This window comes from Streptomyces sp. NBC_00224, from assembly GCF_041435195.1.
Taxonomy (GTDB): domain Bacteria; phylum Actinomycetota; class Actinomycetes; order Streptomycetales; family Streptomycetaceae; genus Streptomyces.
This window is the reverse complement of record NZ_CP108106.1, coordinates 3,103,138-3,126,408: the sequence shown is the minus strand read 5'-3', so window position 1 is coordinate 3,126,408 and position 23,271 is coordinate 3,103,138. Positions and strand designations below refer to the sequence as shown.

17 protein-coding genes are annotated in these 23,271 nt (G+C 72.8%); 8 read left to right on the top strand and 9 right to left on the bottom strand.

The features are described from left to right. Positions 1 to 132: 132 nt before the first annotated feature. From OG965_RS13930 to OG965_RS13900, 7 genes are all read left to right on the top strand, one after another. Positions 133 to 1,407: an extracellular solute-binding protein gene (locus tag OG965_RS13930; RefSeq protein WP_371652369.1), complete on the top strand. Its 1,275-nt coding sequence runs from the start codon at positions 133 to 135 to the stop codon at positions 1,405 to 1,407. A gap of 33 nt (positions 1,408 to 1,440) precedes the next feature. Beyond that, positions 1,441 to 2,448 (top strand): carbohydrate ABC transporter permease, encoded by a 1,008-nt coding sequence (locus OG965_RS13925; protein ID WP_371652368.1) that lies wholly within the window; start codon positions 1,441 to 1,443, stop codon positions 2,446 to 2,448. Between the two features lie 2 nt (positions 2,449 to 2,450). Then, positions 2,451 to 3,287, top strand: a complete 837-nt coding sequence (locus tag OG965_RS13920) for a sugar ABC transporter permease (protein ID WP_180357155.1) — start codon at positions 2,451 to 2,453, stop codon at positions 3,285 to 3,287. A 280-nt stretch (positions 3,288 to 3,567) separates the two neighbouring features. After that, complete coding sequence (locus tag OG965_RS13915; protein ID WP_371652367.1) at positions 3,568 to 5,229, top strand: alpha-amylase family glycosyl hydrolase; 1,662 nt, start codon at positions 3,568 to 3,570, stop codon at positions 5,227 to 5,229. Then, complete coding sequence (locus OG965_RS13910; RefSeq protein WP_371652366.1) at positions 5,214 to 6,251, top strand: LacI family DNA-binding transcriptional regulator; 1,038 nt, start codon at positions 5,214 to 5,216, stop codon at positions 6,249 to 6,251. Before OG965_RS13915 ends, OG965_RS13910 begins: the two co-directional genes overlap by 16 nt. A 139-nt stretch (positions 6,252 to 6,390) precedes the next feature. After that, positions 6,391 to 8,433: an NB-ARC domain-containing protein gene (locus OG965_RS13905; RefSeq protein ID WP_371652365.1), complete on the top strand. Its 2,043-nt coding sequence runs from the start codon at positions 6,391 to 6,393 to the stop codon at positions 8,431 to 8,433. A gap of 103 nt (positions 8,434 to 8,536) precedes the next feature. Then, positions 8,537 to 10,129 (top strand): SpoIIE family protein phosphatase, encoded by a 1,593-nt coding sequence (locus OG965_RS13900; protein WP_371652364.1) that lies wholly within the window; start codon positions 8,537 to 8,539, stop codon positions 10,127 to 10,129. 6 nt (positions 10,130 to 10,135) lie between these two features. Here OG965_RS13900 and OG965_RS13895 read toward each other — a convergent pair whose 3' ends face one another. The 7 genes from OG965_RS13895 to OG965_RS13865 form a co-directional block, all read right to left on the bottom strand. Next, complete coding sequence (locus OG965_RS13895; RefSeq protein WP_371652363.1) at positions 10,136 to 10,657, bottom strand: GNAT family N-acetyltransferase; 522 nt, start codon at positions 10,655 to 10,657, stop codon at positions 10,136 to 10,138. A gap of 103 nt (positions 10,658 to 10,760) precedes the next feature. Continuing rightward, positions 10,761 to 11,474: a TetR/AcrR family transcriptional regulator gene (locus OG965_RS13890; protein ID WP_371652362.1), complete on the bottom strand. Its 714-nt coding sequence runs from the start codon at positions 11,472 to 11,474 to the stop codon at positions 10,761 to 10,763. A gap of 13 nt (positions 11,475 to 11,487) precedes the next feature. Next, a complete protein-coding gene (locus OG965_RS13885) occupies positions 11,488 to 12,561 on the bottom strand; it encodes a 2Fe-2S iron-sulfur cluster-binding protein (protein ID WP_371652361.1) in 1,074 nt (357 codons plus the stop codon). A gap of 1 nt (position 12,562) precedes the next feature. Then, positions 12,563 to 13,450, bottom strand: coding sequence for a metal-dependent hydrolase (locus OG965_RS13880; protein ID WP_371652360.1), 888 nt, complete (start codon positions 13,448 to 13,450; stop codon positions 12,563 to 12,565). Positions 13,451 to 13,537: 87 nt separating this feature from the next. Beyond that, positions 13,538 to 15,463: a hypothetical protein gene (locus OG965_RS13875; protein ID WP_371652359.1), complete on the bottom strand. Its 1,926-nt coding sequence runs from the start codon at positions 15,461 to 15,463 to the stop codon at positions 13,538 to 13,540. A gap of 305 nt (positions 15,464 to 15,768) precedes the next feature. Continuing rightward, positions 15,769 to 16,584, bottom strand: a complete 816-nt coding sequence (locus tag OG965_RS13870) for a tyrosine-protein phosphatase (protein ID WP_371652358.1) — start codon at positions 16,582 to 16,584, stop codon at positions 15,769 to 15,771. 96 nt (positions 16,585 to 16,680) lie between these two features. Further along, positions 16,681 to 19,782, bottom strand: a complete 3,102-nt coding sequence (locus OG965_RS13865; RefSeq protein ID WP_371652357.1) for an alpha-N-acetylglucosaminidase TIM-barrel domain-containing protein — start codon at positions 19,780 to 19,782, stop codon at positions 16,681 to 16,683. A 142-nt stretch (positions 19,783 to 19,924) separates the two neighbouring features. On the opposite strand from OG965_RS13865, the gene OG965_RS13860 reads away from it, so the two are divergent. Next, positions 19,925 to 20,320 (top strand): hypothetical protein, encoded by a 396-nt coding sequence (locus OG965_RS13860; RefSeq protein ID WP_371652356.1) that lies wholly within the window; start codon positions 19,925 to 19,927, stop codon positions 20,318 to 20,320. An 87-nt stretch (positions 20,321 to 20,407) separates the two neighbouring features. Here OG965_RS13860 and OG965_RS13855 read toward each other — a convergent pair whose 3' ends face one another. Both OG965_RS13855 and OG965_RS13850 read right to left on the bottom strand, forming a co-directional pair. Next, positions 20,408 to 21,928 carry a DUF1996 domain-containing protein gene (locus OG965_RS13855; protein WP_371652355.1) on the bottom strand — a complete coding sequence of 507 codons (1,521 nt, stop codon included), beginning with the start codon at positions 21,926 to 21,928 and terminating at the stop codon, positions 20,408 to 20,410. A 116-nt stretch (positions 21,929 to 22,044) separates the two neighbouring features. Further along, positions 22,045 to 23,190, bottom strand: a complete 1,146-nt coding sequence (locus OG965_RS13850) for a methyltransferase (RefSeq protein ID WP_371656937.1) — start codon at positions 23,188 to 23,190, stop codon at positions 22,045 to 22,047. Positions 23,191 to 23,271 lie beyond the last annotated feature (81 nt).

The window sequence follows — 23,271 nt, the reverse complement described above, 5'->3', positions numbered from 1 at the left end:
GTGGACACGCGGATGTAACGATCGACCGGCCTTGCAGAAATTCTTCGCAAGGTCTTTCGGTCTTCTTTCATCCTTGTTACGTTCCTGGCGATCCGGCGCCGTGATGGCGCGGCACCCGTTGAAGGAGTTCACATGCGACGTGGCATAGCGGCCACCGCGCTGGTCGCGACCCTGGCACTCGCGGCGACGGCTTGCGGCGGCAGTGACAGCAGTGACAGCGGTGACAAGAAGAGCTCGGGCGAGCTCTCCGGCACCGTCACCTGGTGGGACACCTCGAACGACACCGAGAAGGCGACGTTCAAGAAGATCGCCGAGGACTTCCACGCGCAGCACCCCAAGGTCACCGTCAAGTACGTCAACGTGCCGTACGGCGACGCGCAGAACAAGATCAAGAACGCGTTCAGCAGCGGCTCCGACGCGCCGGACGTCATCCGCGCCGACGTCGGCTGGGTCGCCGACTTCGCCTCCCTCGGCTACCTGGACAAGGTCCCGGACGCCAAGGCCAAGGAAGTGGACTCCGCCTTCCTCAAGCAGGCCGCGGCCAGCGGCAGGTACGACGGCCAGATGTACGCGGTCCCGCAGGTCATCGACACCCTCGGCCTCTTCTACAACAAGAAGATGCTCAAGGACGCGGGCGTGGAGCCGCCGAAGTCCCTCGAAGAGGTGAAGACGGCCGCCGCGGCCATCAAGTCCAAGACCGGCAAGACCGGCCTGTACCTGCGCGGCGACGACTCGTACTGGTTCCTGCCGTTCATCTACGGCGAGGGCGGCGACCTCGTCGACGCCAAGAACAAGAAGGTCACCGTCGACTCCCCGGCCGGGGTCAAGGCCTTCAAGGCCGCCCGCGACCTGGTCACCTCCGGCGCCGCGATCACCAACGCGACCGACGGCTGGAACAACATGGAGACCGCCTTCAAGTCGGGCAAGGTCGCCATGATGGTCAACGGCCCCTGGGCCGTGGCCGACGCCTACGCCGGCGACGAGTTCAAGGACAAGGCGAACCTCGGCATCGCCACGGTCCCGGCCGGCTCGGCCGCCCAGGGCGCCCCGCAGGGCGGCCACGACCTCGCGGTCTACGCGGGCTCCAAGAACCGCGACGCCTCGCACGCCTTCGTCGACTACCTGACCTCGCAGACCGTCCAGGTGCAGACCACCAAGGCGCTCAGCCTGCTGCCGACCCGGACCGCCGCGTACGACCAGCCGGACGTCAAGTCCAACGAGATGGTCCAGTTCTTCAAGCCGGCCGTCGACAAGGCCGTCGAGCGCGCCTGGATCCCGGAGAACGGCGCCCTGTTCGAGCCGCTGAAGCTCCAGTTCACCAAGGCCGTGACCGGCGCCTCCTCGCCCGAGGACGCGGCCAAGGCCTCCGCCACCGCCTTCCACAAGATCCTCAAGGACTGGAAGTAACGGACGGGCAGCGGGAGACGGGTACTGACTGACATGACTGTCCACACCGGCCAGTCGACGGCGAAGGCCGCGGGCGAGGGCGCCCGCGGCCGGGGCCGCGCGACCGGCGAGCGCCCCGGCCGGCTCCGGCGGGCGCTCTCGACGCACTGGTACGCCTGGACGATGGTCGCCCCCGTGGTGATCGTCCTCGGCGTGATCATCGGATGGCCCCTCGGCCGCGGCATCTACTTGTCGCTGACCGACGCCAACGAACGCAACGTCGGCCGCACGATCGGCGCCAACCACATCGACGCGACGTACAAGTTCGTCGGGTTGGACAACTACGTCGACGTGCTGAACGACCCCGTGTTCATGCAGCGGCTGTGGTGGACCGTGGTGTGGACGGTGTGCTGTGTCGCCTCCACGTTCCTGCTCGGCCTGGTGCTGGCGAACATGCTCAACCGGGAGTTCCGCGGCCGGGCGGCGTACCGGATGATGCTGATCCTGCCGTGGGCGGTGCCGGGCTTCGTCTCGGTGTTCGCCTGGCGCTTCCTCTTCAACCGTGACAACGGCCTCCTGAACAAGGTCCTGGACGGCGGCGGCATCTCGGCGGTGCCGTGGCTGGACGACCCGACCTGGGCGAAGTTCTCGGTCATCGCGGTCAACGTCTGGCTCGGCGTGCCGTTCATGATGGTGGCGATCCTGGGCGGCCTGCAGTCGATCCCGGGCGAGCTGTACGAGGCGGCGGAGATGGACGGGGCCGGCCCCTGGAAGCGCTTCGTCTACATCACGATCCCGGGCCTGCGGTCCGTTTCGTCGACGGTGATCCTGCTCTCCACGATCTGGACGTTCAACATGTTCCCGGTGATCTTCCTGCTCACGCGGGGCGGTCCGGGCGACTCGACGGAGATCCTGGTGACCCAGGCGTTCCGGCAGGCCTTCGTGGAGAGCCCGCGGGACTTCGCGGGGTCGGCGACGTGGGGCGTACTGATCCTGGCGGTACTGATGATCTTCGCGCTTGTGTACCGGCGGTCGCTTCGCAAGCAGGGAGAGGTGTGGTGACGATGTCGTCGCAACGCGGTAAGCGGTCGCCGTTGGCCTCGGTCGGCCTGCACGCCACACTCATCGGGGCGTCGGTGATCGCCGTCTTCCCCGTCCTGTGGGTGCTGCTGACGTCGCTGAAGCCGGCGAAGTACGCGATCACCACGGACTTCTTCAAGGACACGACGCTCGACAACTACCGCTACCTGGTGGACAAGACGAGCTTCTTCACCTGGTTCGGGAACTCGGCGCTGATCGCCGGGGTGACGACGCTGCTCGGCGTGTTCATCTCCGCGACCACGGGCTACGCGGTGAGCCGCTTCAAGTTCCCCGGCATGCGCCCGCTGATGTGGACGCTGCTGATCACCCAGATGTTCCCCATGGCGATCCTGATCGTCCCGCTGTACAACCTGATGGGCCAACTGGGGCTGCTGAACCAGCCGGTGGGCCTGATCATCACGTATCTGACGATCGCCGTCCCGTTCTGCGCCTGGATGATGAAGGGCTTCTTCGACGGGATCCCGGTGGAGATCGACGAGTCGGGACGGGTGGACGGGCTGAACCCGTTCGGCACGTTCTGGCGCCTGATCCTGCCGCTGGCGAAGCCGGGCCTCGCGGTGACGGCGTTCTACTCCTTCATCACGGCGTGGGGCGAGGTCGCGTACTCGTCGGCGTTCATGGTGGGCGACGAGAACCTGACGCTGGCGGGCGGGCTGCAGACGTTCGTGACGCAGTACACGGCGAACTGGGGGCCGATGACGGCGGCGTCCGTGCTGATCGCGGTGCCGGCGGCGGTGTTCTTCCTGTTCGCGCAGAAGCACTTGGTCGCGGGAATGACGGCGGGGGCGACGAAGGGGTGACGCCGCCCTTTTTGCCCGGGGTTTGTCTGCGGGCCGGTGGGGGCTGGTCGCGCAGTTCCCCGCGCCCCTGAGAGCGCCCCTGCGGGGCGATCCTGTGGCAACCCCGGTGACCCCAACCCCCTGAGGGGCGCGGGGAACTGCGCGACCAGCCACAGGCGACCCGCAGACGAACGGGGTCCGGGGGCGTAGCCCCGGGAGAGCCGCCTCAGCCCCCACCCACCCCCGCAGGCGCCGCCCACCCGTACACGACACCCACCACCCACACCGACCCAGGGACAAAATGACCCCGCACCTCACCGCCCCCGCCACCACCCCCGGCCACGCCGGGCCGCGTACCAACTGGTGGCAGGACGCCGTGATCTACCAGGTCTATCCGCGCAGCTTCGCCGATGCCAACGGCGACGGGATGGGGGACCTCGACGGCGTACGCCACAAGCTCCCGTACCTCCGCGACCTCGGCGTCGACGCCGTCTGGCTCTCCCCCTTCTACGCCTCCCCGCAGGCCGACGCCGGCTACGACGTCGCCGACTACCGCGCCATCGACCCGATGTTCGGCACCCTGCACGACGCCGACGCCCTGATCAGGGACGCCCACGACCTCGGGCTTCGCATCATCGTCGACCTCGTCCCCAACCACTCCTCCGACCAGCACGAGTGGTTCAAGCGCGCCCTGCGCGAGGGCCCGGACTCGCCGCTGCGGAGCCGGTACCACTTCCGGCCGGGGCGCGGCGACGACGGCGAACTGCCGCCCAACGACTGGGAGTCCATCTTCGGCGGGCCCGCCTGGACCCGTACCGCCGACGGCGAGTGGTATCTGCATCTGTTCGCCCCGGAGCAGCCCGACTTCAACTGGGAGAACCCGGCCGTCGCCGACGAGTTCCGCTCGATCCTGCGGTTCTGGCTGGACATGGGCGTCGACGGGTTCCGCGTCGACGTCGCCCACGGGCTCGTGAAGGCCGCCGGGCTGCCGGACATCGGCGGCAGCGACCAGCTCAAGCTGCTGGGCAACGATGTCATGCCGTTCTTCGACCAGGACGGTGTCCACGAGATCTACCGCTCCTGGCGCCTCATCCTCGACGAGTACCCCGGCGAGCGCATCGCCGTCGCCGAGGCGTGGACGCCCACCGTGGAGCGCACGGCCCATTACGTACGCCCCGACGAGCTGCATCAAGCCTTCAACTTCCAGTATCTGGGCGCCCCTTGGGACGCCAGCGAGCTCCGTGACGTCATCGACGTCTCGCTCGCCGCCATGCGCCCGGTCGGCGCGCCCGCGACCTGGGTGCTCTCCAACCACGACGTGACCCGGCACGCCACCCGCTTCGCCAACCCGCCCGGCCTCGGCACCCAGCTGCGCACCCCGGGCGACCGCGAGCTCGGGCTGCGGCGGGCGCGCGCCGCGACGCTGCTGATGCTGGCGCTGCCCGGGTCCGCGTACATCTACCAGGGCGAGGAGCTCGGCCTCCCGGACGTCACCGATCTGCCCGATGAGGTGCGTCAGGACCCGTCGTTCTTCCGCGCCGAGGGCCAGGACGGGTTCCGCGACGGCTGCCGGGTGCCCATCCCGTGGACCGCCGTAGGCCCCTCGTACGGCTTCGGCAGCGGCGGCAGCTGGCTGCCCCAGCCCGCGTCGTGGGGGGCGCTCTCCGTCGAGGCGCAGACCGGCGACCCGGACTCCACCCTGGAGCTCTACCGCGCCGCCCTCGCCGCCCGCCGCGAGCACCCCGGCCTCGGCCCGGGCGACGCGGTCCGCTGGCTGGACGCGCCCGAAGGCGTCCTCGCCTTCGCCCGCGAGGGGTTCGTCTGTACGGTCAACCTCACCGGGGAGGCCGTGCGCATGCCCGCGCCCGGCAAGCCCGTCCTCTCCAGCGTCAGTGGTGAAGTCGCCCTCGACAGCGGCGAGTTCGTGCTCGAAGCCGACACCACCGTGTGGTGGGCGGTGTGACCGACGCCGGGCCGCGCCTCGCCGACATCGCCGCCCAGGCGGCCGTCAGCGAGGCCACCGTCAGCCGGGTGCTCAACGGGCGTCCGGGCGTCGCCGACGCCACCCGGCAGCGGGTGCTCGCGGCCCTGGACGTCCTCGGCTGGGAGCGGCCCGCCCAGTTGCGCCACCGCAGCGCCGGACTCGTCGGCCTGGTCACCCCGGAGCTCACCAACCCCATCTTCCCCGCCTTCGCCCAGGCCGTGGAGCAGGTGCTCGCCGGGCACGGGTACACCCCGGTGCTCTGCACCCAGCTGCCCGGCGGGGCGACCGAGGACGAGCTGGTCGAGCAGCTGGAGGAGCGCGGGGTCAACGGCATCGTGTTCCTGTCGGGGCTGCACGCCGACACCGCCGCCGACCCCGCCCGCTATCTGGCGCTGACCGAGCGCCGGGTGCCGTTCGTGCTGGTCAACGGGTACAACGAGCGCATCCGCGCGCCCTTCGTCTCGCCCGACGACCATGCGGCGATGGCGATGGCGGTGGGCCATCTCGCGGACCTCGGCCACACCCGGATCGGCCTCGCGGCCGGGCCGCTCAGATATGTGCCCTCGCGGCGCAAGGCCGAGGGGTTCGCGGCCGCGCTGGGGGAGCGGTTCGGGCTGCGCGCCGAGGAGGCCGCCGCGTACATCGGGCACACCCTCTTCAGCGTCGAGGGCGGCCAGGTGGCGGCGGGCGCGCTGCTCGACCAGGGCTGTACGGGCGTGGTGTGCGCCAGCGACATGATGGCGCTCGGGGCGGTCCGCGCGGCGCGCGAGCGCGGGCTCGCGGTGCCCGCCGAGGTGTCGGTGGTGGGCTTCGACGACTCGCGGCTGATCGCGTTCACCGACCCGCCGCTCACCACCGTCCGCCAGCCCGTGCGGGCGATGGCGGCGGCCGCGGTGGGCGCGCTGCTCGAAGAGATCCGGGGGAACCCGGTGCAGCGCACGGAGTTCGTGTTCCAGCCGGAGCTGGTGGTGCGGGGATCCACCGCGCGCGTACGAGAGTGAGCGGTCGGCGTTTCATCGGTGTTCTCCGTACGCGCATAAAAGGCGTTGATCTGACCGCTCATGGCTTCTTTGTGACTGTTTCTGGTTGAACAGTGTGATCGTGTCTGGACCAGGCCGTTTTCTGGTCCAGACTGTGCCCGTGTTGGGGAATCTTCCAGCGGAGACCACGAGCTTCGTCGGCCGATCGGTGGAACTGGCCACCCTGGACGGCCTGTTGCGGGGCCACCGGCTCGTCACGGTCACCGGCCCGGGCGGCGTGGGCAAGTCCCGGCTCGCCCTGCGCGCCGCACGCGAGCGCCGCGCCTTCTGTCCCGACGGGGTGTGGTGGGTCGAGCTGTCCCCCCTGTACGACCCCGAACTGCTCGCCGCCACCGTCGCCGACCACCTGGGCGTCACCGACCAGACCACCCGCACCGCCGCCGAGGCGCTGTGCGGCTGGCTCGCCGACAAACAGCTGCTCCTGGTCCTGGACACCTGCGAGCACCTGGTCTCCGCCTGCGGCCACCTCATCGGGGAGCTGCTGCAGACCTCGCCGGGGCTCACCGTCCTGGCCACCAGCCGGCAGTCCCTGGGCCGCCCGGAGGAACGTGTCTTCTCCCTCGCCCCGCTGCCGCCCGAGGGCGCCGCGCTCACCCTCTTCAAACAGCGTGCCGTCGACGCCGTCCCGCACCTGTCGCTGAAGTCCTTCGAGACCCCGGCCCGCGCCGAGGCCGCCGCGGCCGTCTGCCGCAGACTCGACGGCATCCCGCTCGCCATAGAACTCGCGGGCGCCCGGCTGCGGTTGTGGAGCGTCGAGCAGCTCGCCGAACGCCTCGACTCGCGCTTCGAGGTCCTCTCCGACCCCCGGTCCGCCCGGCTGCCCCGCCACCAGACCATGCGCACCACCATCGGCTGGAGCCACGAGCTGTGCGCCCCGCTGGAGCGGCTGCTGTGGGCCCGGCTCTCGGTGTTCGCCGGGGGCTTCGACCTCGAAGCCGCCCAGGACGTCGCCGCGGGCGGCCCGCTCGCCCCCGAAGCCGTCGGACCCGCGCTCGCGGGCCTGGTCGCCAAGTCCGTCGTACGGGCCAAGACGCACTGCGGCCGGGCCGGTTACCGGATGCTCGACACCATCCGCGAGTACGGCCGCCAGTGGCTCGGCGAGCTCGGCGAGGAGGCGGCCGTGGCCCGGCGCCACGCCGAGCGCTGCCGCCGCCTGGCCCGCGCCGCCGAGGCCGACTGGCTGGGCCCCGACCAGGTCGAGTGGTACGAGCGGCTGGCCGCCGGGCACGCCGATCTGCGCACCGCCCTCGATCACCTCCTGGCCACCGACCCCGGCGCCGCGCTCGACATGGCCTCCTCGCTCTGGTTCTTCTGGTTCTGCTGCGGGCACCTGCGCGAGGGCCGCGGCTTCCTGGAGCGCGCCCTCGCCCTCGACCCGGAGCCCGGCCCGCGCCGCGACCGCGCCGAGTGGGCGCTCGGCATGACCGCCTTCCTCCAGGGCGACAACGCGACCGCGCTGCACCACGCCCGCCGGTGTTCCACGACCGCCGCCGACCCCGAATCGCGGCTGCGCGCCGCCTACTTGCTGGGCGGCGCCATCCTGATGCCGGGCGACGCCGAGGGCGCCCTCGACGTGTGCACCCCGGCCATCGACGCGGCCGACGAGGACTTCTCGCCCGGCCTCGCCCTGTGTGTGCTCGCCCGCGTCTACGCCCTCAACAACCTGGGCCGCTACCGCGAGGCCGCCGCCGAGGCGACCTGGCTGCGCGACCAGTGCGCGAGCCGGGGGGAGCGCTGGATGCGGGCGTACGCCGACTACATGCTCGCCGTCACCGCGCTGGCGCTCGGCCGCGCCACCGAGGCCGCCGAGCACGTCCGCGCCATGCTGGCCGGCAAACAACTGCTCCACGACAGCTTCGGCATCGCCATCGGCCTCGACCTGCTCGCCGGCGCGCTCGCCGCCCGGGGCGACGGCGAGGAGGGCGCCCTGGTCCTCGGCATCGGGCAGGAGTACTGGCGTACCGTCGGCAAGGCCCAGATGGGCGCGCCCAGACTGGCCGCCGTGCGCGAGGAGTGCGAGCGCCGGGCCAGGGCCACTCTCGGGGACCAGGCGTACGACAGCGCCTTCCGCCGGGGGGCGCGCGCCGGGCTCGACCAGGGGCTCAGCTATGCCCTCAAGGGTGATTTCGCACAGGGAAGTTGACCCGGGGCCTGTGCGGGCGGCCCGCGCGCTACGGTGTGGACGTACCCGCCGCCCGATCCGTACCACGCCCACCGGGGCCCGACGGCCCCACGGGGGATGCGCCGTGAACCCGTCCCACACCACCGTGCTGGTCGTCGACGACATCGACGCCAACCGCTACGCCATGGGCGCGGTCCTGCGGCGCGCGGGCCACCGGGTGGTGCCGCTGGCCACCGCGGCCGCGGCCCTGGTCGAGCTCGACACCCGGGTCAGGAACGGCGCCCTGCCCGACGCGGCCCTGGTCGACGTGGGCCTGCCCGACATGGACGGCTTCGAACTGTGCCGCCGCATCAAGGCGCACCCCGAGATCGCCACCATGCCCGTGGTGCACTTCTCGGCCGCGGCCACCTCCCCGCGCGACCGCACCCGGGGCCTGGACGCGGGAGCCGAGGCCTACCTCGCCGTGCCCGTCGAGCCCGAGGAGATCCAGGCCGTCGTCCGGGCCGCCCTGCGCGGCGCCCGCTTCCGCCACGACGCCGACGCCCGCGCGGGCCGCCTCGCCCGCCTGGCCACCGCCACCACCGCGCTGTACGGGGCGAGTTGCCCCCAGGAGCTCGCCGACACGGCCGCCGCCGCGGTCACCGCCCTGATCCGCTGCCGGGCCGCCGTCTACGTCTTCGGCGCCGACGGCACGCTCCACGCGGGCGGCCCGGCGCGGGGCGAGCCGCCCGCCACCACCGCCGCGGTCGGCCCGCTGCTCCAGCGGGCCATGGCGGGCTGCACCGGCGTACGGTCGCGGATCGCACCCGCGCCGCTGTGGCCCTCCGGCGTGCTGCCGACCGGCGAGGAGGACGGCGACGCCCGGCTGATGCTGGCCCGCAGCCACGCCGACCAGCCGCCGGTCTGTCTGGTCACCCCCGTCCACGCCACCGGGAACCCGCACACCCGCGCCCTGCTCGCCCACCTCGCCGAGGCCACCGCGCTGGCCGCCGAGTCGCTGCGCAGCGCCGCCGAGGAGCGGCACATCGCGCTCACCCTCCAGCGCAGCTTCCTGCCCCAGCACCAGCCCCGGCTGCCCGGCGCCGACGTCGCCGTGCGCTATGTGCCCGCCTCCACCCGCGCCGAGATCGGCGGCGACTTCTACACCGCGCTGCCCACCCCCGACGGACTCCTCGTCGGGGTCGGCGACGTCGTCGGCCACTCGCTCGACGCGGCCACCGTCATGGTCGAACTGCGCCACGCGCTACGGGCGTACGCGACGGACGAGCGCGACCCGGCCGTCCTGGTGCGCCGCCTCGACCGGATGCTCCAGCTCTACCACCCGGAGGCCACCGCCACCCTCTGCCTCGCCCTCATCGACCCGCTGGTCGGCCGCGCCCGGATCGCCAACGCGGGCCACATACCGCCGCTGGTCGTCCCCCGCGGGGGCGAGACGGACTACCTCGACGTCCACGGCCCGCTGCTCGGCCTCGGCCTCGACCACCCGGACCCGTACCGCCACCAACTCGCCTCCGGCGACGTCCTGTTGATGGTGACGGACGGCCTCATCGAGACGCGCGGCACCGACCTCGCGCTCTCCATGGAGCGGCTGCGCCAGCTCGCGGCCGCGAACGCCGCGCGCGGCACGGGCGCCCTGTGCGACACGCTGCTGAGCGCGTTCGGCAGCCGCGAGGACGACGTGGCACTGCTGGCCCTGCGGCTCACCGGTCTGGCGTGAGGCGGTTCAGCCGAGCCGCTTCTCCATCAGCACGACCGCGTAGTTGCTGCCGACGCCCTCCTTGAACGGCTGCTCCCCGGCCACCGCGTACCCGGCCCGCTCGTAGTAGGCGCGAAGGCCGGGGCTGGAGGCCTTGAAGTCCAGGCGGGACAGGGCGCGCCCGGCCGTCGCGATGCGCTGCTCGGCGTGGGCGAGCAGGGCCAGGCCGGTTCCGGCGGGCGCGAGCGTGCGGTCGGTCATCAGCCGGTGCACATAGCCCGCCTCCGGTGGCCGCACGCCCCAGGCGGGCTCGTCCCGCCACCACAGCTCGTACGCCCCGGCCGCGCGGCCGTCGGCGGTCAGGGCGAGCCAGACCTCACCTTCCGCCATCCGCCGCTGGAAGTGCTCCGCGTCCTTCTCGCCGGGCTGCCACTGGTCGATGCCGGTGCCCTGCATCCAGCGCGCGGCGCCGTCGTAGAGGGCAACCAGGGTGGGCAGGTCCTCTTCGGAGGCGAGGCGGAAGGAGAGCGTCTCCGTGGGTGTCGTCATGTGATCAAGGTACGGGGACGTGGGGGCTCGTTCGTCTGCGGGCCGGTGGGGGCTGGTCGCGCAGTTCCCCGCGCCCCTCAAAAGCGCCCCTGCGGGGCGCCCCTCAGGAGGTGCCCTCGGTGGGCGCCAAGGCCGTCAGCCTTGCCAGCAGGTCCCCGAACGGGCCGTCCGCGGGCTCGTCCGCGAGCATCCGCAGCACCACCGCCGCCATCTCGTCGTCGTACGCCGCGCTCACCGCCGCCAGCGCCGCGAAGTCGTGGACCAGCTGCAACTCCAGCTCGGCGCGCGGGATCCGGCGCCCGTCCAGCCAGATCAGGGCCGTCGACTCGGCGAGGGAGACCCAGGAGCGCACCACCAACTCCAGGCGCGCGGGCGGGTCCTGGACGCCGAGGTGGGCGAGGATCTGGAGGTACGCCGCGTGCCGGACCTCGTCGATCATGGCGTTGGCGGTGGTCGAGCCGCCCGCCGAGGCCGCGGGCCCGCCCCGCATCAGCGCGGCGAAGCCCGGCCCGTGGCCCTCGACGAAGTCGAAGAAGCGGCCCATCACCCGCAGCAGCCGAGCCCCCAGCGGCCCCTCCTGCGGCTCCACGAACCGGCCCGCCAACTCGTCGGCGGCCAGCCGCAGCGCCGCCTCGTACAGGCTCTGCTTGCCGGGGAAGTAGTGGTAGACGAGCGGCCGCGATATCCCGGCCGCCGACGCTATCTCGTCTATGGAGACGTCGTCGGGGGAGCGGTGGCCGAACAGCTCCAGCGCGACCCCGATCAGCTGCCGCCTGCGCTCCTCGACGCCCATCCTGCGCCGCACCCCGGTCGTCATGCGAACAGAGTACCTACAGGTCGAGCACGAGTTTCCGTCCGAGGCAGCGCGATACGCAGATCAGTATCGAGTCCTGCCGCTCCGCGTCCGTGAGCAGTTCGTCCTGGTGGTCGATCTCCCCTTCCAGGACGCGCTGTTGACAGGTTCCGCAGAAGCCCTGCTCGCACGAGTACGAGAGGTTCGGCAGCTCGTCGCGGACCGTGGCGAGCACCGAGCGGCCCGCCGGGACCGTGAGCGTGCGGCCCGTGCGGCGCAGTTCGACCTCGAAGGTGCCGAGCTGCGCGGTGCTCGCGCCGGGCGTGAACCGCTCCAGGTGCAGCGTCCGCCCCTCGGGCAGGGCCGCCGCCACCGCGTCCATCAGCGGCTCGGGCCCGCAGCAGTACACCGCCGCGCCCTCGCCCGAACCCGCCAGGAACGCGGCCGCGTCCGGCAGCCCCGCCTCGTCCTCGGCGACCACCGTGACGCGCCCGCCCGGTGCCCCCAGCTTCTCGATCTCGTCCAGGAACGGCATGGTGGCCCTCGACCGCCCGCCGTACAGCAGCCGCCACTCGGCACCCGCCGCCTCGACCGCCCTCAGCATGGGCAGAACCGGGGTGATGCCGATGCCGCCGGCGACGAACGCGTACGACGGCGCCCGGTCCAGCGGGAAGCGGTTGCGCGGCCCGCGCACGACCAGCTCGGCGCCCTCCCGCAGCTGCTCGTGCACCTCGCGCGAGCCGCCCCGCCCGTCCTCGATCAGCCGGGTGGCGACGGTGTACGTGGCGCGGTCGGCCGGGTCGCCGCAGAGCGAGTACTGGCGGATGAGCCCGGACGGCAGCACCAGGTCGAGATGGGCGCCCGGCCGCCACTCGGGCAGCGGCGTGCCCGCCGGGGATTCCAGCCGCAGCAGCGCCACGCCCTCGGCGGGGACGGCCCGTTCGGCGACGGTGAGCCGCAGCGACGGCGCCCGCCGCCCGCCCTGACCCGACACGGGCGTCTCCAGCGCGGGCATCGGCCACAGCGGGGACGCGGCGATACGGCGGCGCACCGCCCGCCGCACGAGCAGCGCCGCCCCCGCCGCCAGGACCACGGACCTCGTACGCGGCATGTCAGCGGCCTCCGTTGGCGCCGGGCGAACTCGCCAGATAGGCCACGGCCTGCGCGGTCGAGCCCTCCTGCGAAGGGTGGTATGTACGGCTGAGATAGCGCGGGATCGAGCGCGCCATCGCGCCGGCGGTGGGCAGTGTGCCCTGCCGTCCGGCGCGCAGGAAGTCCCGGAAGGTCGCCTTGCCGTCAAGGAGCGAGGGGTCGTTCTCCATGAAGAACCGGGCGCCGCGCTGCCAGAGGAAGACGAGCGCGGTGAACGCGGTCGCCCAGGTCCGGGCCCGCCGCCGGTAACTGCCGTCCACGTGCATGAACAGGTCGAAGGCGACCGACCGGTGCTCGACCTCCTCGGCGCCGTGCCAGCGCAGCAGGTCCAGCATCACCGCGTCGGCGCCGCGCTTGTCCAGGGAGTCGGCGTTGAGGATCCAGTCGCCCAGGAACGCGGTGTAGTGCTCGATCGCCGCGATCGTGGCGACCCGCTCCATCAGCCACCACTCGCGCGCCCGCCCCGGCGGCAGCGTCCGGTCGCCGAGCAGCTTCTCGAAGAGCCAGTCGACCTGCGCGGTGTACGGGGTGGGGTCCAGGCCGAGCGTCTTGAGGTGGGGGAGCACGTCGTCGTGGGCGGCCGAGTGCATGGCCTCCTGCCCGATGAACCCGATGACGTCCTCGCGCAGCCGCTCGTCGCGGATGTACGGCAGCACCTGCTTGTACACGTGCACGAACCAGCGCTCGCCCGCCGGGAGCAGCAGGTGCAGCACATTGATCGTGTGGCCGGTGAACGGGTCGCCCGGGATCCAGTGGAGCGGCGTCTTCTCCCACTCGAACGAGACGTTCCGGGCCTTGAGCTCTATGTGCTCCGAGACCACCGGAGCGGGCTGCGGCGTATTAGACATGGCGTCAATGTACTGACGGGTAGGCGTCTGGCAACAGGGTTGTGCGAGGAGTTGTTCGTACGGAACCGGTCACCGGGGTCCACGGGTTCAGCGCAGGGCGGCGACCCGGGTCCCGTCCGCGAGGCGGCCGTCGAGCTGCGCCCGGGCGCCCTCCTGGGTGCGCACGGCGAGCAGATGGCCGCGCTCGGAGGCGTCGACGCCGCCGGAGACGGCCACCCGGGCCAGGTCCTCGCTGCCGGCCGCCAGCACGTACCAGTGCCCGCCCCGGGACTTCCACAGCACCCCGGCCAGCACGTGCGGCTCGTGCGTGCCGCAGACGGCGCTGTTCTCGGCGCGCGCGGCCACCGCGCCCGCCGTGGCCTTCCCGGCGCCCGGCGCCTGGAACTGGGCGAGCACCCGGCTGTCCGTGCCGGACCAGGTGTCGGCCCGGGTGCACAGCCAGGCGGCCGTGCCATTGGCCTCGGGCAGCTGCTGCCTGGCGAACTGCCACGCGTTCACGGCCCGCACGCCGCGCGAGCGCACGGTCGGCAGCAGACACGCGGTACGGGCCCAGGCCTCGCGGGCGGCGGTGCCGGTGACGTCCCTGGGCGCGTCCGGCGGCCCCCAGGTGAGCCGGGCGGGCGCGAGCTCCCCGAGGTCGGTCAGCAGCCGCCCGGCCGAGCCTTCGCGGTCCTCGCGCAGCTGGAGCACGTCCCAGGAGGTGCAGTCGCGGGCCTGGGCGGGCGAGACCAACGGGGCGGTCACGCCGTCCCGGTCGCGGGGGAGCGGGCGGGGCGCGACGGACGGGTCGAGCAGGTCCCGCACGGCCGCCTCGCGCACCCAGGGAGCGGTCAGATACCGGACGTTGCCGTCGGTGCGGCCGAGCACGAGCGCCCCGGCGGAGGCGGCGTCGGCGCCGTCCACACGCGCGAAGTCGAGCGCGGCGCCGGAGGTGCTGTCCACCGGCTCCGCGTACCGGGCGACCCGCAGGCCGTCGTAGAACAGCACGACCGACACCCGGTCGACCTGGCCCGCGTACAGCAGTTGGGGCGCGCCCATCGGCGGCCCCGACGGCGTCCCCGGCGTGGCCGAGACGTGCACGGAACGGCCCGGCCGCGCCCAGACGGCGAGCGCGCGCCGCAGCAGCGCGGAGTCGCCGGTCAGGGAGCCCCGGGCGGGCCAGACGGAGAAGTCGGTACGGGCCGAGGTGCGCCACACGGCACCCTCCACCCGGACGACCCGCGCCGGGTCGAGGGCGGCCTCGGCCGCGGGATTGCGGGCGTACGGGGGTGCGGCCGCCCCGTCCGGACCCCAGCCGTCGCCCGGGAGCCCCAGGAGCGTGCCGCAGACCGCGAGCGCGGCGGCGGCGACGAGGGCGGCGCGCAGGTGCTGGCGGCGGCGCATCAGATCGGTGGGCCGGGCCTGGAGGGAGCAGGGGTCGAACTCGGCGGCTTCGAGCAGCGCGGCGCCGTCCCCCGGGTCCCCCGCCTCCGCGACGGCGCCGTCGGGGTCCTCGACCCCCAGGGCAGCGAGCTCTCTGCGCACCTCGGCGTCGCTGAGCCGGTCCAGGCCGCGCAGTACGAAGGCGGCTCTCGCGGGCCCGCTGAGCGCGGAGAGCCGCTGGTCCAGGGCGAGTTCATCGGCGCCGCCGGAGCGGGGGAACACTCGCAGCCCCCACACCTGCGGCAGCACCGGCGGCAGCTGTGCCCGCTTGGGCCAGGCCCGCCGCCGCAACGGCAACCCGGCCTCCAGCGCCTGCCGCACGACCTGCCGCCGCACGAACCCGTACCCCGGATCCCCGCGCCGCGGCGCCGGAATCGCGGCCTCCGCACCCCCGTGCTTCCTGGGCAGCGACCGCTGCACCAGCGCGTGCGCGGTCAGCACCCGCCGGTTGCGCCCGAGCGAGGGCGGCAACACGAGATAGGCGAGCCGGGTCAGCCGGGGATAGTGCTCGACGAGAGCGGCTTCGGCCTGCTCGATGCCGATGGGGGTGGGACGGCTGAGGATGTCCTGGGGCGGGGCCACGTTCAGCAAAACGAGCGAATGGTGGGATGGTCACCGTGGCGTCGGCCCGGGGTTCGTCCGCGGCCCGTCTGTGGCCGGCGGCGCAGTTCCCCCGTGCCCTTTTTGGGGTCGGTGTTTGTCCGCGGACCGTGCTGGGTTGCTCGCGCAGTTCCCCGCGCCCCTGAGGGGTTAGGGGCGCGGGGAACTGCGCGACCAGCCACAGACAACCCGCAGACGAACAGGGTCCGGGGTGCAGGGGCCGCAGGCCCCGCCCGGGGGTCTGGGGGCGTAGCCCCCGGGAAACCCGCCTCCACCCCCACCCACCCCCGGAGGGTTTAGGGAACGGGCGGGGTGGGGGGATCCACCAAGCGGGTGCGCAGCTGCCGTACCACCCCCTCCCCCACCCCCAACCCCTCCCGCACATACACCTCCATCGACCCGTAACGGGCCGAAACCTCCCCCAGCCCCGCCGCCAGATACTCCGGCACCACCCCGATCACCGCGAGCGCGATCTCCGGATCGCCCCCCTGCGCCGTGAACCCCTCGATCAGCGGCGCGAACGCCTGCCGCACCGCCCCGTTGACCGACAGGTACTCCCGCTCCACCACCTCCGGCGACGCCCCCAGCAGGGACAGCAGCACCGTCGCCCCCCACCCCGTACGGTCCTTGCCCGCCGTGCAGTGGAAGAGCACAGGACCCGCGTCCTCGGCCGCCAGTTCGAGCAGCAGCGTCCGGTACGCGGCACGGGCCGACGGCGACGACACCAGGCCCCGGTACAGGTCCCCGAACACCACCTGCGCCCGGCCCCCGCCGAGGTGCTGCTCGGCCGCGGCGGGGTCGGCCAGCACGTGCCGCAGCTGCGCGGCCGCCGGCGCCCCGGACTCGCTCACCGTGTCCGCCAGCGCGTCCGCGACGACGAGCCGCGCCCCGTCCGGCAGCCGGTCGGGCCGCTCGGCCCGCTCGGCGTCCGTACGGAGGTCGACGACCGTACGCAGCCCGAGCCCGGCCACCGCCGGGTCCCGGTCCGGATCGAACCGGTCGAGCGCCCCGGCCCGGAAGACCAGGCCGGGCCGGACCGTACGGCCCCCGGCGAGCGGCGTACCGCCGAGATCGCGGAGGTTGGCGACGCTGGTGGCGGGGATCGCGGTCATGGGCGGACGCACTCCTACGGGGGGAGAGGGGGCGGGGAACACGGCCTGGACGCGTCCATGTGTGCCCCCATCCGCCCCGAAACGTAACAACGCCCCCTACGCCACCACCCACCCCCCGAACTCCGCCGTCCCCCGCGCCCCACTGCCCCCATTGGCCGCGCTCATGAACAGACCGGCGTCCTGGACGGCCGCCGTGCCCGGCACCGTCACCGTGGCGACCGTCCGCCAGCTCGCCCCGGCGTCCGTCGAGCAGGCGCCGGTGAACGACCCGGCCGGGCCGCGGCTCAGCCGCAGCAGCACCGGCGCCGCCACCCCCGTGATCCGCCGGTAGGTGTCGAGGAGCCCGTCGCCGTCCGCGTCGTAGGAGAGCACCACGCCCTGGCCCGGAGTCGCCGCCAGATTCAGGAAGCCGGCCGACCCCGGCACCGCGAGGCCGTTGCGCGCGACGATCCCGCCGCGTGCCCAACTGCCGGTGTTTTCCAGGGAGTCGACGCTCAGAGTCACCACCGCGCCCTCCCGCAGGGCCCCTTCCCGGTACGCCGTGCCGAACTGTGCGATGCCCTTCCACAGGTCCAGGCCGCCGCCGTTGACCGCGAGCCGCCCGTCCAGCTCACCGAAGACCGCGTCGTTGCTGGTGAACGTCCGCCACTCGGAGCTCAGCGGCGCCGCCAGATAGACGGCGGACCGCTGGACGACGGCCACCCGGTCCTCGCCGTCCGGCCCGTACCGGGTGGTCAGCTCGTACGGCATGGCCCGCAGCGGCGCGGTCAGCGGCTCGGCGGGCGCGGTGACCCGCCAGCGCACCGCCCCCTCGCCCGCCGCCGGGATCCGGCGCAGCTGCGTGGCGCCCTCCGGCTCGGCGTCGAGCCCGGTGAGCGCGAAGTCGACGCGGCCGGTCGCCCGCAGCCCGTTGAGGTTGCGCAGCGCCGCCGTGACCGTGCCGGTGGAGCCGGGCGTGAAGCTCACGGGGTCGGCGGCGACGCTCACGGCCCCCTGGTACGGGGCGCTCGCGAGCGCGTCGTGGACACGCCGCGCCGTCCCGTACGGGTCGCCGGTCGCCCGTACCGGATACGTGCCCGACTCCCGCGTCCACGCCTCCTCGCCCACGTACCAGTCGAAGGCCCTGGGCGCCCGCCCGGCCGCCAGGGCGTCGGCCAGCTCGTCCAAGTAGGCCTGCCACTGGGGGAAGTGAAGGTCCGTCAGCAGACCCTGCCAGTCGCGGTCCGCGTAGTTGCTGAGGTTGTCGGCCGCCGACCGGCCCGCCCAGGTGGTGATCAGCGTCCGCGCCGTCCACTCCAGCCGGACCGCCTCCTGCGGGCTCGTCGCGAACCGCTTGGCGTCCTGAAGCCACGGGCCGAGCAGGAACGCCCGGTGGCAGCCGGACATCTCGTCGGCCAGCCGCATCAGCTTCAGCCACAGCGCGCTCAGCACCCCGAAGGCGGCCCGGTCCTCGCCCTGGTAGGCGGTCCGCAGTTGCGGAAGCAGCAGCCGCGAGCGGTCGGCGAGCGCTTGGCGGGCGACATCGGTGAGGTCGTACGCGTAGGCTTCCGAGCCGCGCAGCGAGGGCCGTACGGCGAGGAGTTCGGCGAAGGCGCGGTCGAAGCGGGCCGACTCGAAGGCGGTGGTGACGGAGGCGGTGATCGAGGGCCGCCGGGTGAAGAGCGAGTCGACGGGCCGCCCGTCGGCGGTGGTCAGCCGGTAGGCGGTGGCGGCGAGCGCGGCGAACGCCTCGCGCGCGTGGCCGTCCTCGTGCCCGTAGCGCACGTCCGCGTACGTACGGAACCAGTCCTCCCGCTCCACCGGCTCCGTCCGCCAGGCGAGCTCGCTGAACAGCTCGAAGGCGGCGGGGTCGCGCTCGGCGGACTCCGGCATGTACGCGGTGCCGGCCAGGGTGCTGCCCGGCCTGTCGCGCCACTGGGCGAACTTCCCGGTCCAGCGGTGGGTGTTGGCGCCGAGGGTGGTGCGGCCGCCGAAGTTGGGGATGGTGCCGAACGCGTACGGCGCGCCGCCCCAGTCCTTCTCGCGGTCGGTGACCGTGGCGAGGTCGGAGAGGCCGTCGACGATCAGGATCCGCGACTTGTCGACGGCGTCCAGGACGTCCGGGCGGGGGTTGGTCTGCCAGCCGAGTATCACCCAGGTGGCCCCGGGCCGGGCGGTGTGCAGGGCCTTCTCGACGGCGCGGGCGGCCTCGGCCACCGGCACGTCGCCCGGGGTGCCACCCTCGTGCAGCAGGTCCATCTTGAAGTGCCGCGCCTCGCCGAACAGCTCCTCCTGGTGGCGGTAGAAGGCGGCCGCGACCTGCGGGAACACCTCGGTGCGCGGGTCGAGCCAGTCGGGGCGCCGCAGCCCGTTCCAGCTGCCCTGGGGGACGACCCGGGCGCCCGGATTGCGCACGGGGAACCCGTCCGGGACGGTCCCGAAATAGCCCGGGAGCACCGGCCGCATCCCCAGCTCGCGCAGCCGGGCAGTGATCCGCGCGCCCAGCTCCGCGCGCCGGTCGATCAGCGCGGGGGAGAGGGGGCCGCCGTACCCGCTCATGTTCTGGAGCAGCCACCACGGCTGGTGCGAGGGCGCGGGCAGCCAGGCCCGGGCCTCCTCGTCGGTGTACCCGAAATCCAGCAACAGCCGGTGGTAGACGGCTTCCTGACCTGGCGTCACCAGCACTTCGTTGCAGCCGTGCAGCGCCAGGACGTCGATCAGCCGCTCCCAGCGCGGCCAGTCGGCGTACGGGCCGGTGTAGCCGTCGTGGGTGTCGTTGAAGACGAACCGGTGCGGGACGGTGGCGGCGCGCTCCACCGGCCGGGCGGGCGCGGGCAGCCGGCGCGGCAGGTCCAGTTGGCTTCCCGCCCAGGTCAGATGGGCCTTGCAGGTGTACTTGAGATACCAGTGCAGACCGGTCAGGGCGGTGGCCGGGCCGGTGGCGGCGATCTCGACGCGCCCGCCCGAACCAGTGACCCGGAAGCGGTCGGGGCCGCCGTCGGGCAGCGGGCTCAGCCGGATCCGGTCGGCGTGCTCGGGCAGGAGCCGGACGAGGGCGTCCCTGGCGGGCCCGGCGTCAAGCGACTGTGCAACTGCGGAGGTCGCCGGAGCCGCGTGCGCGGGGGGCGCCGCCCCGACCGCGGCCCCGGCGCCGATGGCTCCCGCGGTGCCCAGCACCGTACGTCTGGAGGGGGTCGGGGGACTCGACAGCTCGGTCATGGGCTCGGCGCTCCTCGTGTTGTTGGGGTGACAACAGGCGCGTGCGGAGCGCACGTTAACGGCGCGGCGGGTGCCGGGCAATGGGGCCACTGAAATGGCCAAATGCCCACGGGGAGGGGGTGATTGAGGGCACGATGGAGGCATGCGCACTCTTGTACGAGCGGCCCTGGCGGCCGCGGTCGTGACCCTAGCCGCGGGCTGCGGAGGGCACGGCCACGACGCGCCGAAGACGGCCGGCGGAACCCTCGAACAGATCGCGGCCCAGGCCGCCTGCAAGCCGAAGATCTCCACCAACGCGGCCGAGCTGCGACAGGCCAACTGCGACACCAAGGACGGCCGCTACGTCCTGGCGACCTTCGCCACCGACCGCGGCCAGCGGGAGTGGATCAACGGCGCCAAGGACTACGGCGGCGCCTATCTGGTGGGCCGCAAGTGGGTCGCCGTCGGCGACGAGAACGTGGTCAACGCGCTGCGCGGCCGGCTCGGTGGCAGTGTCGAGACCGGGACCAACCATTCCGGACACCACCACATGAGCTGACCGCGCAGGGGATGCTCCCCCGGGTGGGGTGACCCGGGGGAGCCAATCAGGGGGAGCGGGTTTCCAGGCGCGTGCGCGCCCTGTCGGTCAGGCGCAGCTGCGCCCCGTGTTGATGCAGGTCACCGCCTTCCTCATCAGCTGATCGCTGAAGACGTTGATGAAGTCACCGTGATCGGTGACGGGCTTGTGGAGCTGCTCGGGGAACGAGTCGACGGCGAACCCGGGGCCCGGCGGCACGGCGTACACGATCCGCTGCTGGAGCTGCGGGATCGCCTTGAAGCCGCGCGGGCACGCACCGCTCTTGCCCGCGAAGGCGACGTGCGTCCGGTGGTTCGCGCTGTCCGTGTTCTTCCCGTCCCAGCAGCTCTGGAAATTGAAGGTGCGGACTACTTTGCTGCCCTGGGGGCAGATCGGGTATTTGTCCTTGAGCTGGCGGTTCTCGAATCCGGTGCAGCTCCAGGACGCGTTCGCATTCGCGTTGCCGTTGGTGAACGCCTTCGCGTCGCCGGTGATGATCCGCAGAAAGCGCGGCATCGCGGTGACCTTGCTGACCGGATTTCCGGCGAACTTGATGGTGACCTGGGCGGGCGTCTGGATCTTTCCGACGTTCTTGTCCTTGCCGCCGCCGTCCGCGTTGGCGTCGTTCTCGTTCTGGCCGTTCTGCAGACGGATGACGGGCCAGTAATACGTGGACTTGTCGCCCTGATTTCGGCAGCTCGTACCGCCATTGGCCAGATCGGCGTCGCTGGCGAAGGCGTCGTTCGCCTGGTTTCCGACATAGTCGTGCATATGGTGGGCACCATTGCTCACACCGGGCGCGACGATGACGTTGTCCGGATTCCGCTTCGCATTCTGGTTGACGCCGCAACTACTGGTGAAGAGACCGGTCGAGCCGTTGCGCTGGGTGCGGGGGGTCCGCACGTTCGGCTGTACGGACCGGATGTCGACGAAGTCGCTCTTCGCGGGCCCGTTCCCGACGCCCTGAGCCTGCCCACCGGCGCCCTGGCCCTGGCCTTGTCCCTGACCTTGCTGCCCTTGGCCTTGGCCTTGGTTCTGGCCCTGGCCGCTCTGGTTCTGCCACTGATCCTGGCCCTGGGCCTGCCCGGCCGCCTGGGCGGCTCCTTGGCCGCCTCCGCCGCTGTCGTCCGCGCGCAGGGTGCACGGGGCGAGCCCCTGCATTCCCTGCGGCTGCTGTCCGCCGCCACGGCCGACGGCGCCGGCGATCCGGTCGAGCGAGGCCGTCCGCTTTTCCTTCAGCGGATCCAGTACGACCTGCTGGCCGTATCCGGGATCTCGGTCGACGCGGTCTTTGTCGGAGGCGAACTTCTCGTATGCGTCGGTGATCTGCGTATCAATGGCGGCCAGCTCGCGGTCCACCTCGGGGCGGGCCGAATCCGGCACGTCCGGCAGGCTGTTGGACACGTCCGGGCAGTCGATCGTCGACACATTCCGCACCGGGGCGGCCCGTACTTGGGCCTTCCCCGGGTCGTCGCTGGCCGAGGCGTACACATTCACCGCGACAAGGCCGCCCCCGCCGATGAACAGTGCCGCGGCGGCCATCGTCATCCGCCGGGGGAAGGTCGGCCGTTTTCGTATTGAGCGTCCCATGGAACTCCTTCGCTTGAAGCAGCGCGTCGTTCCATACGCATGGGGCACACGGGGCGTTCAACGCCCCGGCTATTTCGTAGGTATCTCCAGAAACACCGGTCGCCCCGATCGGACGTTCAGCGCTTGACCGCGCGCAGCACCACGAACTTCGGGTCGCTGGCGACGAGTTCGCTGTTGCCGAAGAGCCGCTGGAGCTTGAGGTGGTAGCCCAGGTGGCGGTTGCCCACAACCCACAACTCGCCGCCCGGCCGCAGCGCTTCGCGCGCGTCCGTGAACATCCGCGTGGAGGTGCGGTCCGTGGTGGCCTGATGGGTGTGGAACGGCGGGTTGTTGAGCACCAGGTCGGCCGTGCCCGGCGGGAACCCGCTCAGCCCGTCGCCGAGCCGGAACTCGGCGTCGGCCTCCCGGGCCGCGCCCGTGCACAGCCGGAACGTCGCCCGCGCCGAGGCGATCGCCTGGTGCGACTCGTCCGTGAACACCACCGTCGCCCCGGGGTTGGCGAGCGCCGCCGCCGTGCCCACGATGCCGTTGCCGCAGCCGAGGTCGACGACCCGGTCCGGGCCGGAGCGGGCGGGCAGGTGCTGGAGCAGGAAACGGGTGCCCATGTCGAGGCGGTCGGCGCAGAACACGCCCGCGTAGTTGGTGACGGCGAGCCCGGAGGCCGGGCCGATGCCCATCTCCAGGGAGTACGTCAGCGGCCACGGGTTCACCGGCCGGGCCAGCCTCGGGTCCGGCTCGCAGAAGATCAGCCGGGCCTTCTTCTCGGCCAGCGAGGTCTTCGTCGGGCCGAGGAGCCGCTCGAACAGGTTCAGCGTGGAGGTGTGGATGTCCTTCACCATGCCGGTGCCGACGACCACGGTGTCCGCGTGCACGCCCGGCGCGAGCCGGTGCAGCTGGTCCTCCAGGAGAGCCAGGCTCTTCGGTACGCGGACGATCAGCACGTCCACCCGGGCGGGCGGCTCGTCGTGGGTGGAGAGCAGCGTGACGGAGTCCTCGGACACCCCCGCCCGCGCCAGGTTCGCCCGGGTCGCCTCCTGGCCGAGGAAGGACTCGCTGATCTGCGTGAGCGAGCCCGCCCCCCGGGCCGCGAGGGCGGTCGTCAGGGCGCCCCACCGGTCACCGAGAGCCACCACGGCCCCCGAGAGGTCCGTGTCCTCCAGGTGCCGCAGCAGATACTCGTCGGCGGCGTCCCAGGCCCGCAGCTGATCGCGCGGGTCCTCGGGAAAGCGGGTCAGGTCGTACGCGCCCCAGGGCGTGCTCATGCGGTTCATTCCGGCCAGGCTAACCCGCCGGGGACCCGTTCCCGCGCCACCCGCGCGTGGAGGGGGGTGGGCCCGTCAGTG

Coding starts and splice junctions, on each gene's coding strand:
- OG965_RS13870 (WP_371652358.1), bottom strand. CDS start 16,584: ATGACCGCGATCCCCGCCACCAGCGTCGCCAACCTCCGCGATCTCGGC.
- OG965_RS13850 (WP_371656937.1), bottom strand. CDS start 23,190: ATGAGCACGCCCTGGGGCGCGTACGACCTGACCCGCTTTCCCGAGGAC.
- OG965_RS13880 (WP_371652360.1), bottom strand. CDS start 13,450: ATGTCTAATACGCCGCAGCCCGCTCCGGTGGTCTCGGAGCACATAGAG.
- OG965_RS13855 (WP_371652355.1), bottom strand. CDS start 21,928: ATGGGACGCTCAATACGAAAACGGCCGACCTTCCCCCGGCGGATGACG.
- OG965_RS13860 (WP_371652356.1), top strand. CDS start 19,925: ATGCGCACTCTTGTACGAGCGGCCCTGGCGGCCGCGGTCGTGACCCTA.
- OG965_RS13930 (WP_371652369.1), top strand. CDS start 133: ATGCGACGTGGCATAGCGGCCACCGCGCTGGTCGCGACCCTGGCACTC.
- OG965_RS13925 (WP_371652368.1), top strand. CDS start 1,441: ATGACTGTCCACACCGGCCAGTCGACGGCGAAGGCCGCGGGCGAGGGC.
- OG965_RS13920 (WP_180357155.1), top strand. CDS start 2,451: ATGTCGTCGCAACGCGGTAAGCGGTCGCCGTTGGCCTCGGTCGGCCTG.
- OG965_RS13885 (WP_371652361.1), bottom strand. CDS start 12,561: ATGCCGCGTACGAGGTCCGTGGTCCTGGCGGCGGGGGCGGCGCTGCTC.
- OG965_RS13895 (WP_371652363.1), bottom strand. CDS start 10,657: ATGACGACACCCACGGAGACGCTCTCCTTCCGCCTCGCCTCCGAAGAG.
- OG965_RS13890 (WP_371652362.1), bottom strand. CDS start 11,474: ATGACGACCGGGGTGCGGCGCAGGATGGGCGTCGAGGAGCGCAGGCGG.
- OG965_RS13915 (WP_371652367.1), top strand. CDS start 3,568: ATGACCCCGCACCTCACCGCCCCCGCCACCACCCCCGGCCACGCCGGG.
- OG965_RS13865 (WP_371652357.1), bottom strand. CDS start 19,782: ATGACCGAGCTGTCGAGTCCCCCGACCCCCTCCAGACGTACGGTGCTG.